Below are 19,051 nucleotides of genomic sequence, written 5' to 3'. Positions count from 1 at the left end.
TCATTTGGAGAGCACCATGCCAAACGCTGTAATGCAGGATCATGTGGCAATCGTCAGTGGCGCTGGAAGTGAGATCGGCATTGGGATGGCAATCGCACGCCGGCTTGGTCTGGCCGGAGCCAGATTGATCATCACCGCCAGCAGCGCTCGGGTCTTCGATCGAGTCGAAGAACTGCGTACCGAAGGCTTCGAAGTCGAAGGGCGGGCCGTCGACCTGACCGATGAAAACCAGGTACGCGAGTTCAGCCTTTGGGCAGAGTCGCGCTGGGGGCGGATCGATATCCTGGTTAACAACGCGGGCATGGCCATGCAAGGTTCCCCAGAGGTGCTTTCGGAGCTGGCGATCATGGATTTGCAAGCCTGGAACCTTTCGCTGGCTCGAAATCTGACCACGGCTTTTCTTCTTACACGGGCTGTTCTGCCCGGTATGCAGGCGCGCCGTTACGGGCGCATCGTCAACATCAGTTCCACTACCGGCACGCGGTGCAGTAACCCCGGCGAGGCGGCCTACAGCGCTGCGAAGGCCGCGATGGTAGGGATGAGCATGGGCCTGGCTCTGGAAGTCGCCCGGCAAGGGATCACGGTCAACAGCGTGGCTCCCGGCTGGATCGCTACGGGGTCTAGCTCTCCCGAGGAAGTCGAGGCCGCACGGTACACGCCGATGGGCCGGGCGGGACGCCCCGAAGAAGTGGCTGCGCTGGTTGCGTTCCTTGCATCGCCAGACGCGAGTTACATGAGCGGCGAAGTCATCGTGATAGATGGCGGAAACTGTCTGGTCGAGAACAAGGCCCCTTGATCTGAACATACGCCGCAACGGCCGCTCGCACCTGGAGCCTGGCAAAACAATGGTGCCAGAAACTGACCCTGTCGATGGTTAGAGTGAAAGATGTGGGAGCGAGCCTGCTCGCGATAGCGGCGGTTCAGTCACTTGAACAACTCACTGCTCATGAAATCAATGAACGCCCGCAGCTTCGGCGCCAGGTGTTTGCTTGAGGGCCAGAGCATGCGGAAGGTGCTCTGATGCCTGTTGAAGTCGTCCAGGACGGTGACCAGCTCACCGCTGGCGATGGCCTCGCGCACAGTGAAATCCGGCACGCAGGCGATCCCCAGCGCATCGTGCACCACGTGTAGCAACGCCTCGGTGGTGTTGCAGACCAGGGTCGCCGGCAGGTTGAGTTCCGGCTCCCCGTCCCCGTTTACCGGCCACACTTGCATCCTGCCAGTACTGGGGAACTTGTAGAGCAGGCAGGCATGGCGCAGCAGGTCCGCCGGTGCGTGCGGTGTGCCGTGTTCGGCGAAGTACCGGGGCGAACCGACCACAACGAGCTTGAACGGGCCCAACGGACGGGACATCAGCCGGGAGTCGTTCGGCTCTCCGGTTCGAATGACCGCATCGAAACCCTCCTCGATGATGTCCACCAGCCGATCGGAAAAATCCAGGTCCAGCTCGATACTGGGGTAGCGGCGCATGAAGGCGATCAGCGTCGGCATGACCAAATCCGCAACGAGGGGCAAACTCACGCGCAATTTGCCCCGTGGCGCCTTGCGGGTTTGCGACAGTTCCTGTTCGGCCGCATCGACTTCGCAGAGAATGCGCCGGCAACGCTCAAGGAACAGCGTCCCTTCCGCCGTCAGCGTGATACTGCGGGTGCTGCGATGAAACAGCCGCACACCCAGTCGCGCCTCGAGCCGGGCGACGCTTTTGCCCACCGCCGAAGACGAAATGCCCAGCGCCCTGCCCGCCTCTGAAAAGCTGCGGGTTTCGGCCGCGCGCACAAAAAAATCAATCCCGCTCAGTGATTCCACGCCTGGCCCCCATTACGGACATTTTTTCCGATGTGTTGTGCACTCTAGCATTCTTGTCTCGCCAAAGACGGGCACCTACCGTAGTCGACACTTATCAATCTGCAATTGACCGCGCCGTCCCGGCGGGTCAGGCGCGCTCCAAACAGGTGCCCCATGACGATTGCCAATACCCACATCGACGCCGAGGCCGAGGTTGTTCAAGCCACGGCACCGCTCCCCATCGGATCACTGTTTGCCCTTGCCCTCGCGGCGTTCGTGACCATCCTCACCGAAGCCTTGCCCGCCGGGCTTCTTTCACAGATCAGCGAAGGGCTGGCGATCTCCGAGGCCCTGGCTGGCCAGTTGGTGACGGTCTACGCGATCGGCTCCTTGCTGGCGGCCATTCCATTGACCGCCGCGACCCAAGGCATGCGACGCAGAACACTCTTGTTGCTGGCCATCGCCGGCTTCGCCGTTGCCAATACCGTCACGACGCTTTCCACCCATTATGTTTTGACGATGGTCGCGCGCTTGCTCGGTGGCGTATCGGCCGGGCTGCTCTGGGCCTTGTTGGCCGGCTATGCCGCCCGCATGGTGCCCGAAAGCCAGAAAGGTCGTGCGATTGCGATCGCCATGGTGGGCGCGCCCTTGGCGTTATCCCTCGGCGTACCGGCCGGCACGCTGCTCGGCAACCTGGTCGGCTGGCGAATGAGCTTCGCCATCATGAGCCTGTTCGCCGTGGCCTTGATGGTCTGGGTACGACTCAAGGTGCCTGATTTTCCCGGACAGACCTCCAACAAACGTCTTGCCTTGGGCCAGGTCTTCACCCTGCCGGGCGTTCGCTCGGTGTTGTTCGTGGTGCTGGCTTTTGTCCTGGCGCACAACATTCTCTTTACCTATATCGCTCCGTTTTTGGCGGCGGCGGGCCTGGGCGAGCGGACGGATCTGGTCCTGCTGGTCTTTGGCGTCGCGTCGTTGCTGGGGATCTGGGTCGTCGGCGTGCTGATCGATCGCCATCTTCGGGCGTTGACGCTTGCAGGTACGGTGCTGTTCGCCCTCTCGGCAATGACGCTAGGGGCGATGAGCGACAGGCCAGCGGCGGTGTATATCGCCGTGGCCGCCTGGGGAATCGCTTTCGGAGGGGCTGGGACGCTGTTCCAGACGGCCATCGCCAAGACTGCCGGAGACGCAGCGGATCTCGCCCAGTCGATGTTGGTCACGGCCTGGAACCTGGCCATTGCCGGCGGCGGAATCGTCGGAGGCATTCTGCTCGATCACCTGGGGGTCGTGGCGTTTGCGCCGGTTCTGGTCATTCTTCTGATCATGACGTTGGCGGTGGTGTGGTCTGCCAGGCAGTCCGGGTTTGCAGCAAACATGCGCTGAATATGCATCCGCTCGATGAATAGCCATCAACGATAGAGATCAGTCACTGACATCAAATCGTCATCACTGCGTCGCAGAAATGCCACGATTCCTGGGTACTGTCCTCGCCAATGAGATCGATCTCAAGCGAGTGACAATGACTGATTTGAAAGAAGTGGCACGTTTGGCAGGGGTTTCGCGGGCAACCGCAGCTCGCACCTTTGCTTCCCCTGAAGTGGTGCGTCCGGCCACCCGCGAGCAGGTGTTCGCCGCCGCACGGCAGTTGGGTTTTCGGCCCAATCGTCTCGGCCGCCAACTGCGTCTGCAGGTGACCAAGTTGATCGGCGTCGTGGTGCCCAACCTGCTCAACCCGGTGTTCGCCGAGCAATTCCAGGCCATGGAACGCGCGGCACGCTTGCGCGGCTACAACCTGCTCCTGGCGACCACCGACTACAGCAGCGAGCGCGAAAGCGTGGTAGTCGAGGAGTTGTTGCGCCAGCGAGTCGATGGCCTGGTGCTCACGGTCACCGACGCCGAGAGCAACCGCGTACTGCAAAGCCTGGACAGCGAGGACACGCCTTTTGTGCTGGCCTATCACCAGCCAGGCAATCCGGAATACAGCGCCGTGTCGGTGGACAACCGCGCCGGCATGGCCCTCGCCACCCGTTATCTGCTGGAAGCCGGGCATTGGCGCATTGGCATGGTTGCCGGCCCTGCCCTGCAGTCCGACCGTGCTCGCCAGCGCTACGCCGGTTATTGCGACGCCATGCGTGAGGCCGGTCTCGACAGCCTGCCGGTGATTGAAATGCCGGCCCATACCCAAGCCGACTTCGCCGCCATCGAGCCGCTGCTGCAAGGCCCACAGGGGCTCAGTGCGCTGGTTTGCTCCAACGATTTGCTCGCCATCAGCCTGATTGCCGAGTTGCGCCGCAACGGCTGGCACGTGCCTCAGCAACTCTCAGTCATCGGCTTCGACGGTATCGCCCTCGGCACCCAGATGCACCCGACGCTGTGCAGCGTCGTTCAGCCCATCGAGGCGCTGGCCTGCACCGTGATCGATCAACTGCTGGCGCAGATCGCCGGCGCCACCCCGGTTTCCCATTGCCTGCCCTGCCATATCCGGCCGGGCGAAAGTACTCAACCTTACGAGGAGACACTTGATGATCCGCTTGCGTAAAACCCTGGCGACGTTGCTGCTGTGCGGCGTTGCCAGCCTGGCCCAGGCCGCCGAAACGGCGATTTGCTACAACTGCCCGCCGGAATGGGCCGACTGGGGCACCCAGCTCAAGGCGATTGCCGACACCACCGGCGTGCAAGTCCCGCTGGATAACAAGAACTCCGGGCAGGCATTGGCGCAACTGGTGGCCGAACAGGCCGCTCCAGTGGCGGATGTGGTGTATTACGGCGTGACGTTCGGTTTGCAGGCGCAAAAAGCCGGGGTGGTTGGCACTTATAAACCCAAGGGCTGGGAGCAGATTCCGGCCGGCTTGAAGGACCCGCAAGGACACTGGTTTGCCATTCACTCCGGCACCCTGGGCTTGATGGTCAACGTCGATGCGCTGGGCGGCCTGCCCGTGCCGCAGAGCTGGAGCGACCTGCTCAAGCCAGAATACAAAGGCATGGTCGGCTACCTGGATCCGTCCAGCGCGTTCGTCGGCTACGTCTCTGCGGTTGCGATCAACCAGGCCATGGGCGGTAGCCTGGACAACTTCGCCCCGGCTATCGACTACTTCCAGAAACTGGCGAAGAACTCGCCCATCGTGCCCAAGCAAACGGCCTATGCACGGGTGCTGTCCGGCGAGTTGCCGATCCTGGTGGATTATGACTTCAACGCCTATCGCGCCCGTTACAAGGACAAGGCCAACGTAGCTTTTGTGATTCCCAAGGAAGGCAGCATCAGCGTGCCTTACGTGATGAGCATCGTTGACAACGCACCGCATCGGGCCAACGCCGAGAAGGTCCTGGATTTCGTTCTGTCCGAGCAAGGCCAGGCGCTTTGGGCCAAGGCCTACCTGCGCCCGGTACGGGCGATGAAGATGCCTGCCGAGATCGCTGCGCAGTTCCTGCCCGACAGCGATTACGCCCGGGCCGGGGTGGTCAACTACGAGCAAATGGCGGCGGCACAGGAAGCCTTTTCCGCACGTTATCTGCGTGAGGTCAAGTAAGTGACCGCCTCGGTAATAAAAGCCCGGACAGTCCGCTCGGGCCGGGCCACGCAGCCGCGTTTACGGCTGACCGCGGCCTGGGCCCTGGCGCCTGCCGCGGCAGTATTGTTCGCGTTCTGGCTGTTGCCCCTGGCGCACCTGATCGTGCTGGGTGGGCAAAGTCGCGAAAGTAGCGAAAGCGGTTACTGGCAAGTACTCAGCAGCGCGCAATACCTCGGCAGCCTGGCCCAGACCTGCCTGTTGGCCTTGGCAACGACCCTCGCGGCGCTGTTGGTGGGTGGCATCAGTGGGGTTTTCCTCAGTCGCCAACGCTTCTTCGGTCGTTCGCTGCTGGTGGCCTTGTTGACCTTCCCGCTGGCATTCCCCGGCGTGGTCGTCGGCTTCCTGGTGATTCTGCTGGCCGGCCGCCAGGGCTTGTTCGCCAGTCTCGGTCTTGAGCTGGCCAGTGAGCGCTGGATTTTTGCCTATTCGCTGATGGGGCTGTGCCTCGGTTACCTGTACTTCTCGATCCCGCGAGTGATCCTCACGGTGATGGCCGCTTGCGAGAGCCTGGATCGCAGCCTGGAAGAAGCCGCTCAATCATTGGGCGCCGGTCATTGGCGGGTGGTCTGTGATGTCATCGTCCCCGGCCTGGCACCGGCGCTGGTCTCCTGCGGGGCGATCTGCTTTGCGACGTCCATGGGCGCTTTCGGTACGGCGTTCACCTTGGGTACCCGGCTCAATGTGACCCCGGTGGCGATCTACAACGTGTTCACCAACTACGCCAATTTCGCCGTGGCCGCCGCGCTGTCGGTGGTGTTGGGGGCACTGACCTGGGCGGTGCTGCTCATAGCCAGGCGCCTGGCGCACAATTCGAGGACCGTCCTGTGAAACGCTCAACGCTGTTTGTCGGGCAACTGCTGTTCACCTTGCTGGTCTGCGCCTTCATGTTGGTGCCCGTGCTGATGTCGCTGCTGGCCGGGCTGACCCGCAATTACTTCCAGGGTGTCTCCAGCGGCCTGACGTTCGATTGGCTGGTGCAGGTCTGGCAGGCTTATTCACCGACGGTCTGGCTATCCCTGCAGTTGGCGCTGGCCTGTGCTTTGTGCGTTTGCGTGGTCGGGGTACCGGCGGCCTACGCGCTGGTAAGGATGAACAACCGCTTCAGCCGCGCGTTCGAGGAGTTGATGGTACTGCCGGTGGCAATGCCTGGCCTGGCCAGCGCCTTGGCGTTGCTGCTCACCTATGGCCAGTTCGGCGGATTTCGCGGCAGCTGGCTGTTCATTCTCGTCGGCCACGTGCTGTTTACCCTGCCGTTTCTGGTGCGTCCGGTGATGGCAGTGATGCAACGCCAGCACCTGCCGGTCCTGGAAGAAGCCGCCGCCAGCCTGGGTGCCGGGCCGCTGCGGCGGTTCTTCAGTGTGGTGGTGCCCAACTGCCGGGCGGGGATCCTCGCCGGGGTCTTGATGGTCGTCACGCTGTCGCTGGGCGAATTCAACCTGACCTGGATGCTGCACACCCCGATGACCAAGACATTGCCGGTGGGCCTGGCTGACAGCTATGCCTCGGCGAGGCTGGAAGTCGCCAGCGCCTACACCCTCATATTCCTGTTGATGATCGTGCCGCTGCTGATTGCGTTGCAGGCCATCAGCGCACGCCTTTCCCGTGGAGAAAAACGATGAGCGGAACCACCATTCGCCTGGCGGGTTGCCGCAAGGCGTTCGCGGACGGCACCGTGGCCGTGCATGACCTGGACCTGACCATCGACGCCGGAGAAACCCTGGCGATCCTCGGCCCGTCCGGTTGCGGTAAAACCACCACCTTGCGCTTGATTGCCGGGCTTGAACGTCCGGATGTGGGCCAGGTATTTTTTGGCGACACCGACGTCACCCGCCTGCCCATCGAACGTCGTGACGTGGGCATGGTGTTCCAGAACTATGCGCTGTTTCCCAACCTGGATGTGGCCGGCAACATCGTCTATGGCTTGAAGATTCGCGGCATGGCGCCCGCCGAACGCAACAAGCGTTGCGCGGAGTTGCTGGAACTGGTCGGTCTGCGGGATCACGGCAAGCGCGGCATTCATGAGTTGTCCGGCGGTCAACGCCAGAGGGTCGCCCTCGCCCGTGCCCTGGCGCCCAAGCCCCGGGTCCTGCTGCTCGATGAACCGTTGGCGGCACTGGACGCGCAGTTGCGTGAGCGCCTGCGTAGCGAGTTGGATCAGTTGCTCCGCCATCTGGGCATTACCGCGGTGTTCGTCACCCACGATCAGGGCGAAGCCATGGCCCTGGGCAATCGGATCCTGGTCATGGAACACGGCCGCGTCGCGCAGTTGGCCAGTCCACGGGACATCTACCAACAACCGGCCAACACTTTCGTCGCCAGTTTTGTCGGCAACCTCAACGCTTTCCCGGTACTTGAGCACATGCCCCTGGGCTTGAAAGTCAGTGGCGGAGAGTTGCCGTGGCGCGGTGGTGGGCTGCCTGCCACCGTCTACTGCCGGCCCGAGCATTTGCGGGTGATGGACAGCGAGGGGCATCTGTGCGGGCGCTTGGTGGGCCAGTTTTTCCAGGGCGCCCAAAGCCGCTTGCTGGTGGACGTCGGCGCCGCCCAACCATTGCTGGTGGACAGCACCGACGGCGTCATCCACAACCCCGGTGCCCTGATCGCCTTGGCCGTCGAGCCGCAGGCGCTGTTCACCCTGGCATCGTGATATTCGTGTTTTCAGAGGCCTTATTTTGAATCATCCGTTTCTTATTGCGCAGATCAGCGACCTGCATCTCAAGGCCGGGGAAAAACTGACCTATGGCGTCGTCGATACCCTCTCCGCGTTGCGTCGTGCCGTCGATCATTTGAATTACCAGGTGCCGCGTCCCGACATTGTGGTAGTCAGCGGCGATCTGGTGGACTTCGGTCGCCCTGACGAATATGCCGTGCTGCACCCCGAACTGGCGCGCCTGCACATGCCTTGCTACCTGGTGCCCGGTAACCATGACAACCGCGAACACTTGCGGGCGGCATTTGCTGATCACCACTACCTGCCAAGCTTGCCCGGCGCCCCCCTGGATTGGGTGGTCGAGGAGTATCCGCTGCGCCTGATCGGCCTGGACAGCACCATTCCAGGTGGCCATGGCGGTCAGTTGCTGGACAACCAATTGCGCTGGCTCGATGAACAGCTGGCCTGTCGTCCCGAGGCGTCAACGCTACTGATCCTGCACCATCCGCCGTTTATCAGCGGCATTGGCCACATGGACCGCGAGCCGTTCATCAACGCACTGGCACTGGAGCAGGTCATCGCCCGCCATCCGCAGGTGGAACGCTTGCTCTGCGGACATTTGCATCGGCCGATGCAGCGGCGCTTCGGCGGTAGCCTGAGCTGCGTGTGTCCCGGCACCTCACATCAAATCGTCCTGGACCTACAGCCAAGCGCTCCCGCGCATTTCAACCTGGAACCGCCGGGGTACCTGCTGCATCACTGGTATGGCCAGGCACTGGTGACCCATAACGGTGTGTTTGGCGAGTATCCCGGACCGTATCCGTTTTATGACGCTCATGGATTGATCGACTGATAACCCAGGGACTTTCACTCATGACATTCTTTGGAGATTCATCCTCTATCCCACTCTATGCATTGAAGTTTTTCTAACGAGTTACCTAACGCATCGGCCTTTCATGTGATTGGCCGAGAGCTTCCTGCTGCCTTTTCAACATGCCCGGAACAGCGATTCCGCGGTGGAGTGCGTCCTGATGAAAGCCCTATTGCAAGTAGTGAGTGTTTTAACCGGTGGAGTGAGTCTTGCCCTGAGTCCATTGGCGTCGGCTGATTTTATCAACGACAGCAAAGCCAACTTGAACTTGCGCAACTTCTACTTCAACAACGATAACCGTGACGGAGCCGCCGCGCCTTCGAAGACCGAAGAGTGGGGCCAGGCCTTCATGCTCAATTATCAATCCGGTTTCACCGACGGCACCGTCGGGTTCGGCCTGGACGCCATGGGCCTGCTGGGTTTGAAGCTCGACAGTGGCGCGGGCCGGCATGTCGGCGGCTCGATGTTCCCCAACGACGGTGACAAGGCGGCGGACCAATGGGCCCGCCTCGGTGCGACGGCGAAGATGCGCGTCTCCAAGACCGAACTGCGCTACGGCACCTTGCAACCGAAACTGCCGATCCTGGTTTCCAACGATGGCCGCCTGCTGCCGCAAACCTTCGAGGGTGGCCAGGTCACCAGCAATGAAATCGACAACCTGACCTTCACCGCCGGCCAACTGGAACACGCCACTGGCCGGGCTTCCAGCGACAGCGCCGGTCTGGCCGTGGCGGGCGGCAGCCAGGAAAGCAACAAATTCACCTTCGCCGGTGGCGATTACAAATTGACCAAGGATCTGACCGCCCAGTATTACTACGCCAATCTCGAAGACTATTACCAGCAGCACTTCGCCGGTTTGCTGCATGTCTTGCCACTGGGTGAATATGGCTCGTTGAAAACCGACTTGCGTTACTTCAAGACCACTTCCGACGGCAAGAACAGCAGCGCAGCCGGTCGCGCCAGTGGTTACAAACTTGGCGGCTATACCAAGGACGGTAGCGGTGAAATCGACAACGATACCTGGAGTGCGGCGTTCATCTACTCATTGGGCGGCCACGCCATTACTGCCGGTTATCAACGCGTGTCCGAAGACAGCAACTTTACGCAACTGAACCAAGGCGGCCTGGTGGGCAAAGGCGAAGGCGGCGCCAGTCTGTATCTCTACACCGACCGCACTATCCAGACATTCATCCAGGCCGGCGAACGCACGGCATTCGCCCAATATGCCTATGACTTCGCGGCGCTTGGCGTTCCGGGCTTGAAGGCCTCGGTGATGTACCTCAAGGGCGACAATATCCAGACCACCAGCGGCAATGATGCCAGTGAATGGGAACGTGACATCTCCCTGGATTATGTGATTCAGAGCGGCGCGTTGAAGAACGTCGGTTTCGGCTGGCGCAACGGCATGTCGCGAAGCGATATTGCCCGCGACCAGGATCAGAATCGGCTGATTGTGAGCTATAGCATTCCGTTGATGTAACCGTGCAGAAGGAAGGAGCCGGCAGTACGCCCACAGCGGCTCCTTTCCTTCTGCCCTTGCCGCGTTGAAATAACCGCGCGCACCTTCATGGGGCGTGGCGATCCGCATGATCAGGCAATAATCAGCCCGGATCGTGCAATCGCTCCCCAACATTGCTTTCTATAGTTAACCAGAGCCAAACCATCTGGAGCTGGTACCCCTATGAGCGCCCTCAATATCAACGGCCGTGAATACACGGTTGACGTAGACCCAAGCACCCCGATTCTTTGGACCCTGCGCGACACGCTGGGCATGACCGGCACCAAGTTCGGCTGCGGCGCGGCGCTGTGTGGTGCCTGCACCGTTCATCTGGATGGCCAGGCCATTCGCTCCTGCGTAACGCCCATCGCCGCCGCTCAAGGCAAGAAAATCACCACCATCGAAGCGGCAACCAATGGCAGCGACCCGGTCGGCACTGCCGTGCACGAGGCCTGGGTCAAGCACGACGTGGCGCAGTGCGGTTACTGCCAAAGCGGGCAGATCATGAGCGCGACGGCGTTCCTCAAGGCCCAGCCCAAGGGCAAGCAACCCACGGTCGCCGAGATCGACTCGGCCATGGCCGGCAACATCTGCCGCTGTGGCACCTACGCCCGTATCCGCGCCGCGGTGGCGGATGCCGCCAAAGCCCTTGCCTGACCGGAGCTCACCATGCTGAACGAAATTTTCCCCAATGAGCTGCCTCGCGCCCTGCAGCACAGCCTGGAGCGCGATCAGGCCGATGGCCCCGTCACCCTTCCCCGTCGCAGCTTCCTCAAGATTGTCGGCATCGGCGGCCTGGCCCTTGGCGCTTTTCCTCACCTGGCCCTGGCCCAGGAGGCCAACGGCGCAGCCGCAACGCCGCTGAAACCGACTCAGCAGCCCTCCGCATTCGTGCAGATCGCCCCTGACGGCGTGGTGACGGTGACCCTCAACCGCCTGGAGTTCGGCCAGGGCGTGCAGACTGCCCTGCCGATGATCCTCGCCGAAGAGCTCGATGCCGACTGGAGCCTGGTGCGCAGTCGCAACGGCAACAGCGACGCCGCCTACCTGGATCCGAATCTAGGCATTCACCTCACCGGCGGTTCCAGTTCGATCAAGAACAGCTATACCCAATACCGCGAACTGGGCGCCCGTGCTCGCGCCATGCTGCTGGCAGCGGCAGCCGCGCGTTGGAACGTGGACGTGGCAAGCCTGAGCACCCAAGCCGGCACGGTGTTCGGCCCGGGGGGCCGTAAAGCGAGCTACGGTGAACTGGCCGAAGCCGCGATGGCAATGCCGGTGCCGGAAAAGGTCACGCTCAAGGATCCCAAGGACTTCCGAATCATCGGCCAGGCCACCACGCGCATCGATGCCAAGGCCAAGAGCAGCGGCCAGCAGGATTTCGGCATCGACATGCATCTGCCGGGGCAACTCACCGCAGTGGTGGCGCGTCCGCCAGTGTTCGGCGCCAGGATTGCCTCTTTGGATGACAGCGCGGCGCGGGCAACCAAAGGGGTAAAAGCCGTGTTTCGGGTGCCGCTGGACCGAGGCGCCGAAGGCGTTGCGGTGGTGGCGGACGGTTATTGGCAAGCGAAGCTGGCGCGCGATGCACTGAAGCTGGAGTGGGACCTGGCCAACGTCGAGAAAGTGGACAGTGAAAAACAACTGACCCAATACCGCGAGCTGGCCGCTCAACCCGGGCCACGACAGTTCGACGCTGACATGACACCGCTTGCCAGCGCGCCGCATCAGTTGCAGGCCGAGTTTGTGTTCCCTTACCTCGCCCACGCGCCCATGGAGCCGTTGAACTGCACCGTGCAACTTGCCCAGGACCGCGCCCAGTTGTGGGTCGGCACGCAGTTTCCCGGCGGCGATGGCGCGGCGGCGGCACGGGTCCTGAATCTGCAACCCGAACAAGTCCAGGTCAATGTACAGACGGCGGGCGGCGGTTTCGGCCGGCGTGGCGTGCCCACCAACGATTTCGTCGTGCTGGCTTGCGAGGTGGCCAAGGCCGCGCACGCCGCCGGGCTTGATGTACCGATCCGCACGCTCTGGAGCCGTGAGGACGATATCAAGGGCGGCTACTATCGCCCCATGCACCTGCACCGCGCGCACATCGGTTTTGATGACAGCGGCAAGGTGCTGGCCTGGGACCATGCCCTGGTCGGGCAATCCATCGTCAGTGGCACTCCGTTCGAAGGAATGATCAAGAACGGCATCGATGCGACCGCAACAGAGGGCATGCGTAATCCTTATCCGCTGCCGATGCGCCTGACAGTCCATCACCCCAAACTCAATGTCCCCGTATTGTGGTGGCGCAGCGTGGGCTCCACTCATACGGCTTTTGTGATGGAAACGCTGATCGACGAGATCGCCCGCACCACCAAGCAGGATCCGGTGGCTTATCGGATGAAGCTGTTTGGCGACGAAAACCCGCGCCATCGTGCTGCGCTGCAACTGGCCGTGGACAAGAGCGAATACGGTAAACGTCAGCTAGCGGCGGGCCGCGCCTGGGGCGTGGCGGTCCACGAGTCGTTCAGTTCGGTGGTGGCCTACGTCGTCGAGGCCTCGGTACAGGACGGGCGTCCGGTGCTGCACAACGTGACTGCCGGCGTGCACTGCAATCTGGTCGTCAACCCACGCAGCATCGAGGCCCAGGTACAAGGCGCGGCGCTGATGGGCTTGTCGATGTGCCTGCCCGGTGGCGCCGTCACCTTGAAAGACGGTGTTGTGCAGCAGAGCAATTTCGCTGATTTCAGCGTGCCGCGCATCACCGACATGCCGGAGTTTGCCGTTCACATCGTGCCCAGCGCCGAACCACCCACGGGGATGGGTGAACCCGGCCTGCCGGCGCTGGCCCCGGCGTTTGCCAACGCCGTGGCGAGCCTGACCGGTAAGCCGCTGCGTGAATTGCCGTTCAAGTTGACGTAAGCGGTGCATGAGGCTGCCCGCCGCACTGCCCTTCCTGGCGATGCGGCGAGCAGTTGGCCCGGGTGTTACTTCGCCGTCGCAGCGGTTTCAATCAGCCTGGCAACCGGCTCAGGATTGGAAACCATCACCACATGGGAAGCGCCCTTGACCACTTTCACAGCCTTGGCCTCAGCACGCTTGGCCATGAAGGCCATGGCCTGGGGCGGAATGTTCTTGTCCTTGTCACCGTAGATGTACCAGGACGGAATGTGCTTCCAGGCCGGAGTCCCGGCCTGTTCGTTCAGCGCCGCCTCAGTGATCGGACGTTGTGTCGCCGCCATCAATGCCGCCTGCCCAGTGGGAACGTCAGCGGCGAACTGGTCGTGGAACTTGTCCTGTTGGATGTACAGATCCTTGCCGCCATCCGCCAGTGCGACCGGTGGAGCAAGGGTTGGCCCCAGGGTGCTGCCGGGGAATTTGCCGGCGAGCCCGGCGACGGTTTCGCCCGCCTCGGGGGCGAACGCGCTGACGTAGACCAGTGCCTTGACGTTGGCGTGGCCGTTGGCCGCTTCGCTGATGACGTTGCCGCCGTAGGAATGGCCGACCAGCACAACAGGAGACTTGATGCTGCCCAGCAAGGCGGAAACGGCAGTGCCATCGCTTTTCACGCTGCGCAACGGGTTGGCTGCGGCCACAACGGTATAGCCATCTTTTTCGAGAATCTTCGCCACGCCATTCCAGCTTGAAGCATCGGCAAAGGCGCCGTGCACCAAGACAACGGTGGGTTTTTCAGTTTGTGCGAGCGCGTTGGCTGCGATGAACAGGCTGGCGCTGCACGCCAGCGCAGTCATGACCTTTTTCATTGGGAACTCCTTGGGTAACAGGGCTATTGGGCGAATCGGGTGAAGACAAAGTCGTGGTTTTGCACGCGCGCCTGATGACAGGCGAAGCACGTCTGGTGCTGTGCCTCATCGGCGGGTTTGCCGTTGATGAAGCGACCAAAGCCCCAGCCGCCGGTGGCGGCATATTTGCTCGAATCCTTGACCATGACCTGCACGGTGGTCGCCGCGCCGGGGATCGAAGCCGACTCGAACTCCGGCGACTGGACGTGTTTCCAGGCCAGCTTGACCAGCACCGTGCCGTCCGGAAATGGCAATGTTGAATCCTGGTAAGCCTTGATCGCCAGGTCATTGCCAAGCACCGCTCTCAGCTCGTTCAGGGGTTCCGCCTCCTGGGCCGGGGCTATCAGCGCCCATTGGCGATACCCATCGGGAAGCTTTACGCCGTAGATCGGTGACGCCTCGCCGCTGCCGGCGTCGCCCAGGGCGATGCCGGTCGCGGTCAGTGCAGCCACCGCAATGGCAACGCAGACCGACTGTTGCTTGAGTTTCATCGTTGCTCTCCCGGCGGGCGTCATTGGAGGTGATCGGCGTCGATCACAGCCTGGGCGAAAGCCTGCGGGGCTTCTTGCGGCAGGTTGTGACCGATGCCGCCATCGATCAGACGATGCTCATATTTGCCGGTAAAGCGCTTGGCATAGGCCTCGGCCGGTGGGTGCGGCGCGCCGTTGGCGTCGCCCTCGAGGGTGATGGTCGGCACACTGATGGACGGAAAGGTCGCGAGTTTCTTCTCCAGCTTGTCGTACCTGGCCTCGCCCTTGACCAGGCCCAGGCGCCAGCGATAGTTGAAGATCGAGACGGCGACGTGATCGGGGTTCTGTAAAGCCGCGGCGCTGCGGTCATAAGTCTCGTCATCGAAATTCCACTTCGGCGACGCCAGTTTCCAGATCAGCTTGGCGAAGTCGTGGGTGTTTTTTTCGTAGCCCAGACGGCCACGCTCTGTCGCGAAGTAGAACTGGTACCACCACTGCAACTCGGCGGCCGGCGGCAGCGGCGCCTTGCCGGCTTCCTGGCTGCCGATCAGGTAACCACTGACCGCCACCAGGGCCTTGACCCGCTCCGGCCACAGGGCCGCGACGATGTCGGCGGTACGGGCGCCCCAGTCATAGCCGCCGAGCACGGCCTGCTTGATGTTCAGTGCGTCCATGAAGTCGATGAGATCGCTCGCCAGCGCAGAAGGTTGGCCGTTGCGCACGGTTTTGGCCGACAGGAAGCGTGTGTCGCCGTAGCCGCGGGCATAGGGGATCAGCACGCGATAGCCCTTCTCGGCCAAAGCCGGAGCGACATCGGCGTAGCTGTGAATGTCATAGGGCCAACCGTGCAGCAGGATGACCACCGGCCCATCGGCAGGACCGACCTCGGCATAGGAAACGTCCAGCAGGCCAGCCTTGACGTGTTTCAACGGGCCGAAAGATGTGTGGCTGCCCGGCGTGATGGTGCCGATGGTGCTGGCCGGTATGTCGGCAGCGCTGGCCTGTGACGAGGCAAGTCCCAAGGTACCCAATTGCATCATGGCGAGTACCAGGATGGAGGGCGCGAGCAGGCGGCGGCGTGGTGCAAAAGTGTGGTGCGTCAGAGTCGTGTCCATGGCGGATTTCCTTGCGAACGGCGGGTGAGCCCGTGAGACCGCTTGTGCTGTCTCGATGGGTTCATTTGACGCCGGCGAGGTATCCCGGATGTGTCACGGGCGGGCCTGAAAGAAACAGTCCGTATCGACGACGGGACTGGATACAAAGAGATACATTTGTGCGGGAAAGGCTCGGTCTGCCGGGCAGACCGAGTGGTGAGATGCGATCATGGTTCACATCAGTGTTGCCTCATCCACCGCTATCGCGAGCAGGCTCGCCCCCACAGGGCTTGGTGGTGACCGCTGGATTTTCGACTCGAGAACCAGGGTGAAATTCGAGTTCGGCTCAGGCCGCCCCGCCCTTCCTATGAAACGCCTGCCCCAACAGTGCCAACCGCTGCGCCATTGGTGTCAGGCTTTGGCTGCTTCGGGTCAGGACGCCAATGTTGTCGGCGTTGCGCTCAGCCACGGCCTGCACGCTTTGCAAGCGCTGATTGATGTCTATCGACGCCTTGGATTGTTCCTGGGTCGTACTGGCGATCAGGTCGTTGAAGTGGTTGATGACGGCAATGTCTTCTACAACGGCATGCAATAGCTGCGAGGCCAGTTGGCTGGCAGATACGCAGCGCTCTACCCCGTCGCGGCTGTCTTGCATCGCCACGGCGGCCTGGCGACTACCTTGTTGCAGCTTGGCAATGATCTGCTGGATTTCCGTTGTGGACGTCGAGGTCTTTTGGGACAGGGTGCGGACTTCGTCGGCCACCACGGCAAAACCGCGCCCTTGCTCGCCGGCCCGAGCGGCTTCGATGGCTGCGTTGAGGGCCAGCAGGTTGGTTTGTTCGGCGATGCCATTGATCACGTCCAGCACCTGGCCGATCTGTTGCGCCTGCTCGGCCAGGACTTGCACGGTTTCGTTGGTCAGGTTGATGCGCCCGGCCAGTTCGACGATCTCTTCCCGGGTCTGGTCAACCGTGCTGCGCCCGCGGTTGACCTGCTCGTTGGCCTGGCCGGCGCGTTGCAGCGTCTGGTCGACATGGCCGGCAATGTTCTCCATGGCCTGGACCAGATGGCTGATCGCGCCGCTCATCTGGGCGACTTCGTCCAACTGGTGGCGGGCGCCGTTTTCCAGGGTCTGGCCGACCTGGGACAAGTCCTGGCCGAGGTCCGAAAGGTTCCGGGTATCGCGCACCACGCCGTCCACCAGGTTGGTGACCTGTTCCAGGAAGTGATCGAAACGCTCCCCCGAGGAGACTTTGCCACCCTGGCTGCGCTGGGCATCGGCGTTGCTGCTCAACTTCGTCGCGGCAGCCAGCACCTTGTCGAGCACGTCCTGGTTGTCCGTCGCATCGGCCAGGCTCTGGTTCGCCAGGTAAATCAGGATCACGCTTTCCACCACCACGTAGAACGCGTGGAGGAAAATCATCGTCCAGCCGCCATGGGCATCCATGACGAACACGGGATAGCCCTGGTGCTGAAGCCAGTGGAAACCGAGGTGGTGGACGGCGATGGTGGCGGCGGCCACGACAATCGGCAGCCAGTCGCGGTAGAACGTCAGCACCGCCAGCAGCACGAAAATCCCGAAGTGGAACTCGATCACGCCATGAGTCTGGTTGATGTGCAATGCCGCCATGACCATCAGCGCCACGGCGATGATGCAACGCATGGCACGGCTGCCGCCCAGGCTCCGATAGAGCGCGGTGGTCAACACGCAAGTGGTCGCCCCCACCAACAGCGCTTGGGTGAACGTCGAATGCATGAACGCCAGGCACAGGGAATACGCCAGCGTGAGCCAGAGCAACCCCAGCATGATGCGATCGGCTTTGCGGTAATGATCGTTGAAGCGCACGGGCGAGTTCATGGGGGGCTGTCCTTTTCGGATACTTAGAGGGTCCATTACCAATGGCTGTTTCAGGCCTTATCGGCGTCTCGCAATGGAACTGTAACTGATTACCATCAATTAGTAGCACTACGCCAGTAGCCTTTTATCATCAGCCTTTGCTTTATGATGTCCGCCATCTCAACTCGCGAACTGATGGAACCCCCATGACTTTCGATTTCGACACGGTATTGGAGCGCCACGGCACCGGTAGCACCAAATGGAGCCGCTACCCGGCCGATGTGTTGCCGATGTGGGTGGCCGATATGGACTTCCCCGCCCCGCCCGTCATCATAGAAGCGCTGCACAAGCGCCTTGTTCACCCGATGCTGGGCTACAGCGTGGCCCAGGACAATCTGCGTGCGGCCATCGTGGCGGACCTGTGGAACAAGTACGCGTGGCGCGTCGAGCCCCAGCAAATTGTGTTCCTGCCGGGTGTCGAGCCGGGTTTCAACATGGCGCTGCATGCGCTGGTGGAACCGCAGCAGAATGTCGTGGTGCAGGTGCCCAATTATCCGCCATTGCGCAACGCCCCAGGTCACTGGCAACTGAACAAGGTGGAATTGCCGTTCAACCCGGTCAACGGCCAGTTTCACACGCCACTGGCCGCTCTGCGCGAGGCGTTGCAGGGCGGTGGCGCACTGTTGTTGAGCAACCCTCACAACCCGCTGGGCAAGGTGTTTGACCGCGAAGAGCTCAAGGCCGTGGCGGACATTTGTCTGGAGCAGGACGCCTGGATCATCTCCGACGAAATCCATGCCGAATTGTGCTTCGACGGTCGCGTGCACATACCCACCGCCTCCCTCAGCCCGCAGATTGCCGAGCGCACCATCACCCTGATGTCCGCCAGCAAGGCCTTCAACATCGCCGGGTTGAAGACCTCGTTCGCCATTATCCAGGACGCCAAGGTGCGCGAACGGGTCAACAGTGCCCGGGCCGGCATGGTCGACAGCGTCAATGCCCTGGGCCTCGAAGCGACCCGTGCGGCCTATAGCGAAGCCGGCCCATGGCTCGAAGCCTTGAAAACGTATCTGCAAGCCAACCGCGATTACCTGGTCGAGGCGGTGCACACTCGCCTGCCGGGCATCACCATGACCGTGCCCCAGGGCACTTACCTGGCCTGGCTGGATTGCTCCGGGTTGGGGCTGGATGACCCGCATGGATTCTTCCTCAAAGAAGCCAAGGTCGGGCTGAGCGCCGGGCTGGATTTTGGCGATGATGCCGGTCAGTTCGTGCGCTTGAACTTCGGCTGTCCGCGGGCGTTGCTGGAAGAAGGCATCGCGCGGATGGAGCGCAGCCTGAAAGCCAGGGGCTGATCCGCCCTGTGGCGAGGGGATTTATCCCCGCTGGGGTGCGAAGCGGCCCTAAAAACAGATCACTCGTTGTATCAGATTAACTTCGTGTGCTGTTTATTGGGGCTGCTTCGCAGCCCAACGGGGATAAATCC

The 19,051-nt window shown here is 62.0% G+C and carries 17 protein-coding genes; 12 read left to right on the top strand and 5 right to left on the bottom strand.

Annotated features, from left to right (window positions below; genetic code table 11):
* The first annotated feature begins 16 nt into the window (after positions 1-16).
* Positions 17-796, top strand: coding sequence for an SDR family NAD(P)-dependent oxidoreductase (locus AC30D9_RS01010; RefSeq protein ID WP_249014958.1), 780 nt, complete (start codon positions 17-19; stop codon positions 794-796).
* A 128-nt stretch (positions 797-924) separates the two neighbouring features.
* Here the strand turns inward: AC30D9_RS01010 and AC30D9_RS01005 are convergent, their stop codons facing one another.
* Positions 925-1,806 carry a LysR family transcriptional regulator gene (locus tag AC30D9_RS01005; protein ID WP_490143213.1) on the bottom strand — a complete coding sequence of 294 codons (882 nt, stop codon included), beginning with the start codon at positions 1,804-1,806 and terminating at the stop codon, positions 925-927.
* A 153-nt stretch (positions 1,807-1,959) separates the two neighbouring features.
* Here AC30D9_RS01005 and AC30D9_RS01000 point away from each other — a divergent pair, with 153 nt between their 5' ends.
* The 10 genes from AC30D9_RS01000 (at position 1,960) to AC30D9_RS00955 (ending at position 13,283) form a co-directional block, all read left to right on the top strand.
* A complete protein-coding gene (locus AC30D9_RS01000; RefSeq protein WP_490143212.1) occupies positions 1,960-3,168 on the top strand; it encodes an MFS transporter in 1,209 nt (402 codons plus the stop codon).
* Positions 3,169-3,304: 136 nt separating this feature from the next.
* Complete coding sequence (locus AC30D9_RS00995) at positions 3,305-4,324, top strand: LacI family DNA-binding transcriptional regulator (RefSeq protein ID WP_490143211.1); 1,020 nt, start codon at positions 3,305-3,307, stop codon at positions 4,322-4,324.
* Positions 4,308-5,312, top strand: coding sequence for an ABC transporter substrate-binding protein (locus AC30D9_RS00990; RefSeq protein WP_109754082.1), 1,005 nt, complete (start codon positions 4,308-4,310; stop codon positions 5,310-5,312). Before AC30D9_RS00995 ends, AC30D9_RS00990 begins: the two co-directional genes overlap by 17 nt.
* A gap of 15 nt (positions 5,313-5,327) precedes the next feature.
* Positions 5,328-6,182: an ABC transporter permease gene (locus AC30D9_RS00985; protein ID WP_490143721.1), complete on the top strand. Its 855-nt coding sequence runs from the start codon at positions 5,328-5,330 to the stop codon at positions 6,180-6,182.
* Positions 6,179-6,973 carry an ABC transporter permease gene (locus AC30D9_RS00980; protein ID WP_134924353.1) on the top strand — a complete coding sequence of 265 codons (795 nt, stop codon included), beginning with the start codon at positions 6,179-6,181 and terminating at the stop codon, positions 6,971-6,973. Before AC30D9_RS00985 ends, AC30D9_RS00980 begins: the two co-directional genes overlap by 4 nt.
* Positions 6,970-8,001 (top strand): ABC transporter ATP-binding protein, encoded by a 1,032-nt coding sequence (locus tag AC30D9_RS00975; RefSeq protein ID WP_490143210.1) that lies wholly within the window; start codon positions 6,970-6,972, stop codon positions 7,999-8,001. Before AC30D9_RS00980 ends, AC30D9_RS00975 begins: the two co-directional genes overlap by 4 nt.
* Positions 8,002-8,026: 25 nt before the next feature.
* Complete coding sequence (locus AC30D9_RS00970) at positions 8,027-8,857, top strand: phosphodiesterase (protein WP_490143209.1); 831 nt, start codon at positions 8,027-8,029, stop codon at positions 8,855-8,857.
* A 178-nt stretch (positions 8,858-9,035) separates the two neighbouring features.
* On the top strand, positions 9,036-10,355 hold the full coding sequence (locus tag AC30D9_RS00965; protein ID WP_490143208.1) for an OprD family porin: 1,320 nt from the start codon (positions 9,036-9,038) through the stop codon (positions 10,353-10,355).
* Positions 10,356-10,556: 201 nt separating this feature from the next.
* Positions 10,557-11,030: a (2Fe-2S)-binding protein gene (locus AC30D9_RS00960; protein WP_109754076.1), complete on the top strand. Its 474-nt coding sequence runs from the start codon at positions 10,557-10,559 to the stop codon at positions 11,028-11,030.
* 12 nt (positions 11,031-11,042) lie between these two features.
* On the top strand, positions 11,043-13,283 hold the full coding sequence (locus AC30D9_RS00955; RefSeq protein ID WP_490143207.1) for a xanthine dehydrogenase family protein molybdopterin-binding subunit: 2,241 nt from the start codon (positions 11,043-11,045) through the stop codon (positions 13,281-13,283).
* A 65-nt stretch (positions 13,284-13,348) separates the two neighbouring features.
* Here the strand turns inward: AC30D9_RS00955 and AC30D9_RS00950 are convergent, their stop codons facing one another.
* The 4 genes from AC30D9_RS00950 to AC30D9_RS00935 all read right to left on the bottom strand — a co-directional run bounded on the left by AC30D9_RS00950 (position 13,349) and on the right by AC30D9_RS00935 (position 16,782).
* The gene (locus AC30D9_RS00950) at positions 13,349-14,125 is read right to left on the bottom strand and encodes an alpha/beta fold hydrolase (RefSeq protein ID WP_490143206.1); all 777 of its coding nucleotides are present in this window, start codon (positions 14,123-14,125) and stop codon (positions 13,349-13,351) included.
* Positions 14,126-14,148: 23 nt separating this feature from the next.
* A complete protein-coding gene (locus AC30D9_RS00945; RefSeq protein ID WP_490143205.1) occupies positions 14,149-14,655 on the bottom strand; it encodes a cytochrome P460 family protein in 507 nt (168 codons plus the stop codon).
* A 20-nt stretch (positions 14,656-14,675) separates the two neighbouring features.
* Complete coding sequence (locus AC30D9_RS00940; RefSeq protein WP_490143204.1) at positions 14,676-15,749, bottom strand: alpha/beta fold hydrolase; 1,074 nt, start codon at positions 15,747-15,749, stop codon at positions 14,676-14,678.
* Between the two features lie 325 nt (positions 15,750-16,074).
* A complete protein-coding gene (locus AC30D9_RS00935; protein ID WP_490143720.1) occupies positions 16,075-16,782 on the bottom strand; it encodes a methyl-accepting chemotaxis protein in 708 nt (235 codons plus the stop codon).
* 989 nt (positions 16,783-17,771) lie between these two features.
* On the opposite strand from AC30D9_RS00935, the gene AC30D9_RS00930 reads away from it, so the two are divergent.
* Positions 17,772-18,920, top strand: a complete 1,149-nt coding sequence (locus AC30D9_RS00930; protein ID WP_307572315.1) for a MalY/PatB family protein — start codon at positions 17,772-17,774, stop codon at positions 18,918-18,920.
* Positions 18,921-19,051 lie beyond the last annotated feature (131 nt).

Source organism: Pseudomonas sp. DF11 (genome assembly GCF_058148565.1).
This window is presented reverse-complemented; position numbering and strand designations above follow the sequence as displayed.

Bases quoted from the DNA above. Each gene is read 5' to 3' on its own strand.
- AC30D9_RS01010 (WP_249014958.1), top strand. From the start codon at position 17: ATGCCAAACGCTGTAATGCAGGATCATGTGGCAATCGTCAGTGGCGCT.
- AC30D9_RS01000 (WP_490143212.1), top strand. From the start codon at position 1,960: ATGACGATTGCCAATACCCACATCGACGCCGAGGCCGAGGTTGTTCAA.
- AC30D9_RS00995 (WP_490143211.1), top strand. From the start codon at position 3,305: ATGACTGATTTGAAAGAAGTGGCACGTTTGGCAGGGGTTTCGCGGGCA.
- AC30D9_RS00990 (WP_109754082.1), top strand. From the start codon at position 4,308: ATGATCCGCTTGCGTAAAACCCTGGCGACGTTGCTGCTGTGCGGCGTT.
- AC30D9_RS00975 (WP_490143210.1), top strand. From the start codon at position 6,970: ATGAGCGGAACCACCATTCGCCTGGCGGGTTGCCGCAAGGCGTTCGCG.
- AC30D9_RS00965 (WP_490143208.1), top strand. From the start codon at position 9,036: ATGAAAGCCCTATTGCAAGTAGTGAGTGTTTTAACCGGTGGAGTGAGT.
- AC30D9_RS00960 (WP_109754076.1), top strand. From the start codon at position 10,557: ATGAGCGCCCTCAATATCAACGGCCGTGAATACACGGTTGACGTAGAC.
- AC30D9_RS00955 (WP_490143207.1), top strand. From the start codon at position 11,043: ATGCTGAACGAAATTTTCCCCAATGAGCTGCCTCGCGCCCTGCAGCAC.
- AC30D9_RS00950 (WP_490143206.1), bottom strand. From the start codon at position 14,125: ATGAAAAAGGTCATGACTGCGCTGGCGTGCAGCGCCAGCCTGTTCATC.
- AC30D9_RS00945 (WP_490143205.1), bottom strand. From the start codon at position 14,655: ATGAAACTCAAGCAACAGTCGGTCTGCGTTGCCATTGCGGTGGCTGCA.
- AC30D9_RS00940 (WP_490143204.1), bottom strand. From the start codon at position 15,749: ATGGACACGACTCTGACGCACCACACTTTTGCACCACGCCGCCGCCTG.
- AC30D9_RS00935 (WP_490143720.1), bottom strand. From the start codon at position 16,782: ATGGAGAACATTGCCGGCCATGTCGACCAGACGCTGCAACGCGCCGGC.
- AC30D9_RS00930 (WP_307572315.1), top strand. From the start codon at position 17,772: ATGACTTTCGATTTCGACACGGTATTGGAGCGCCACGGCACCGGTAGC.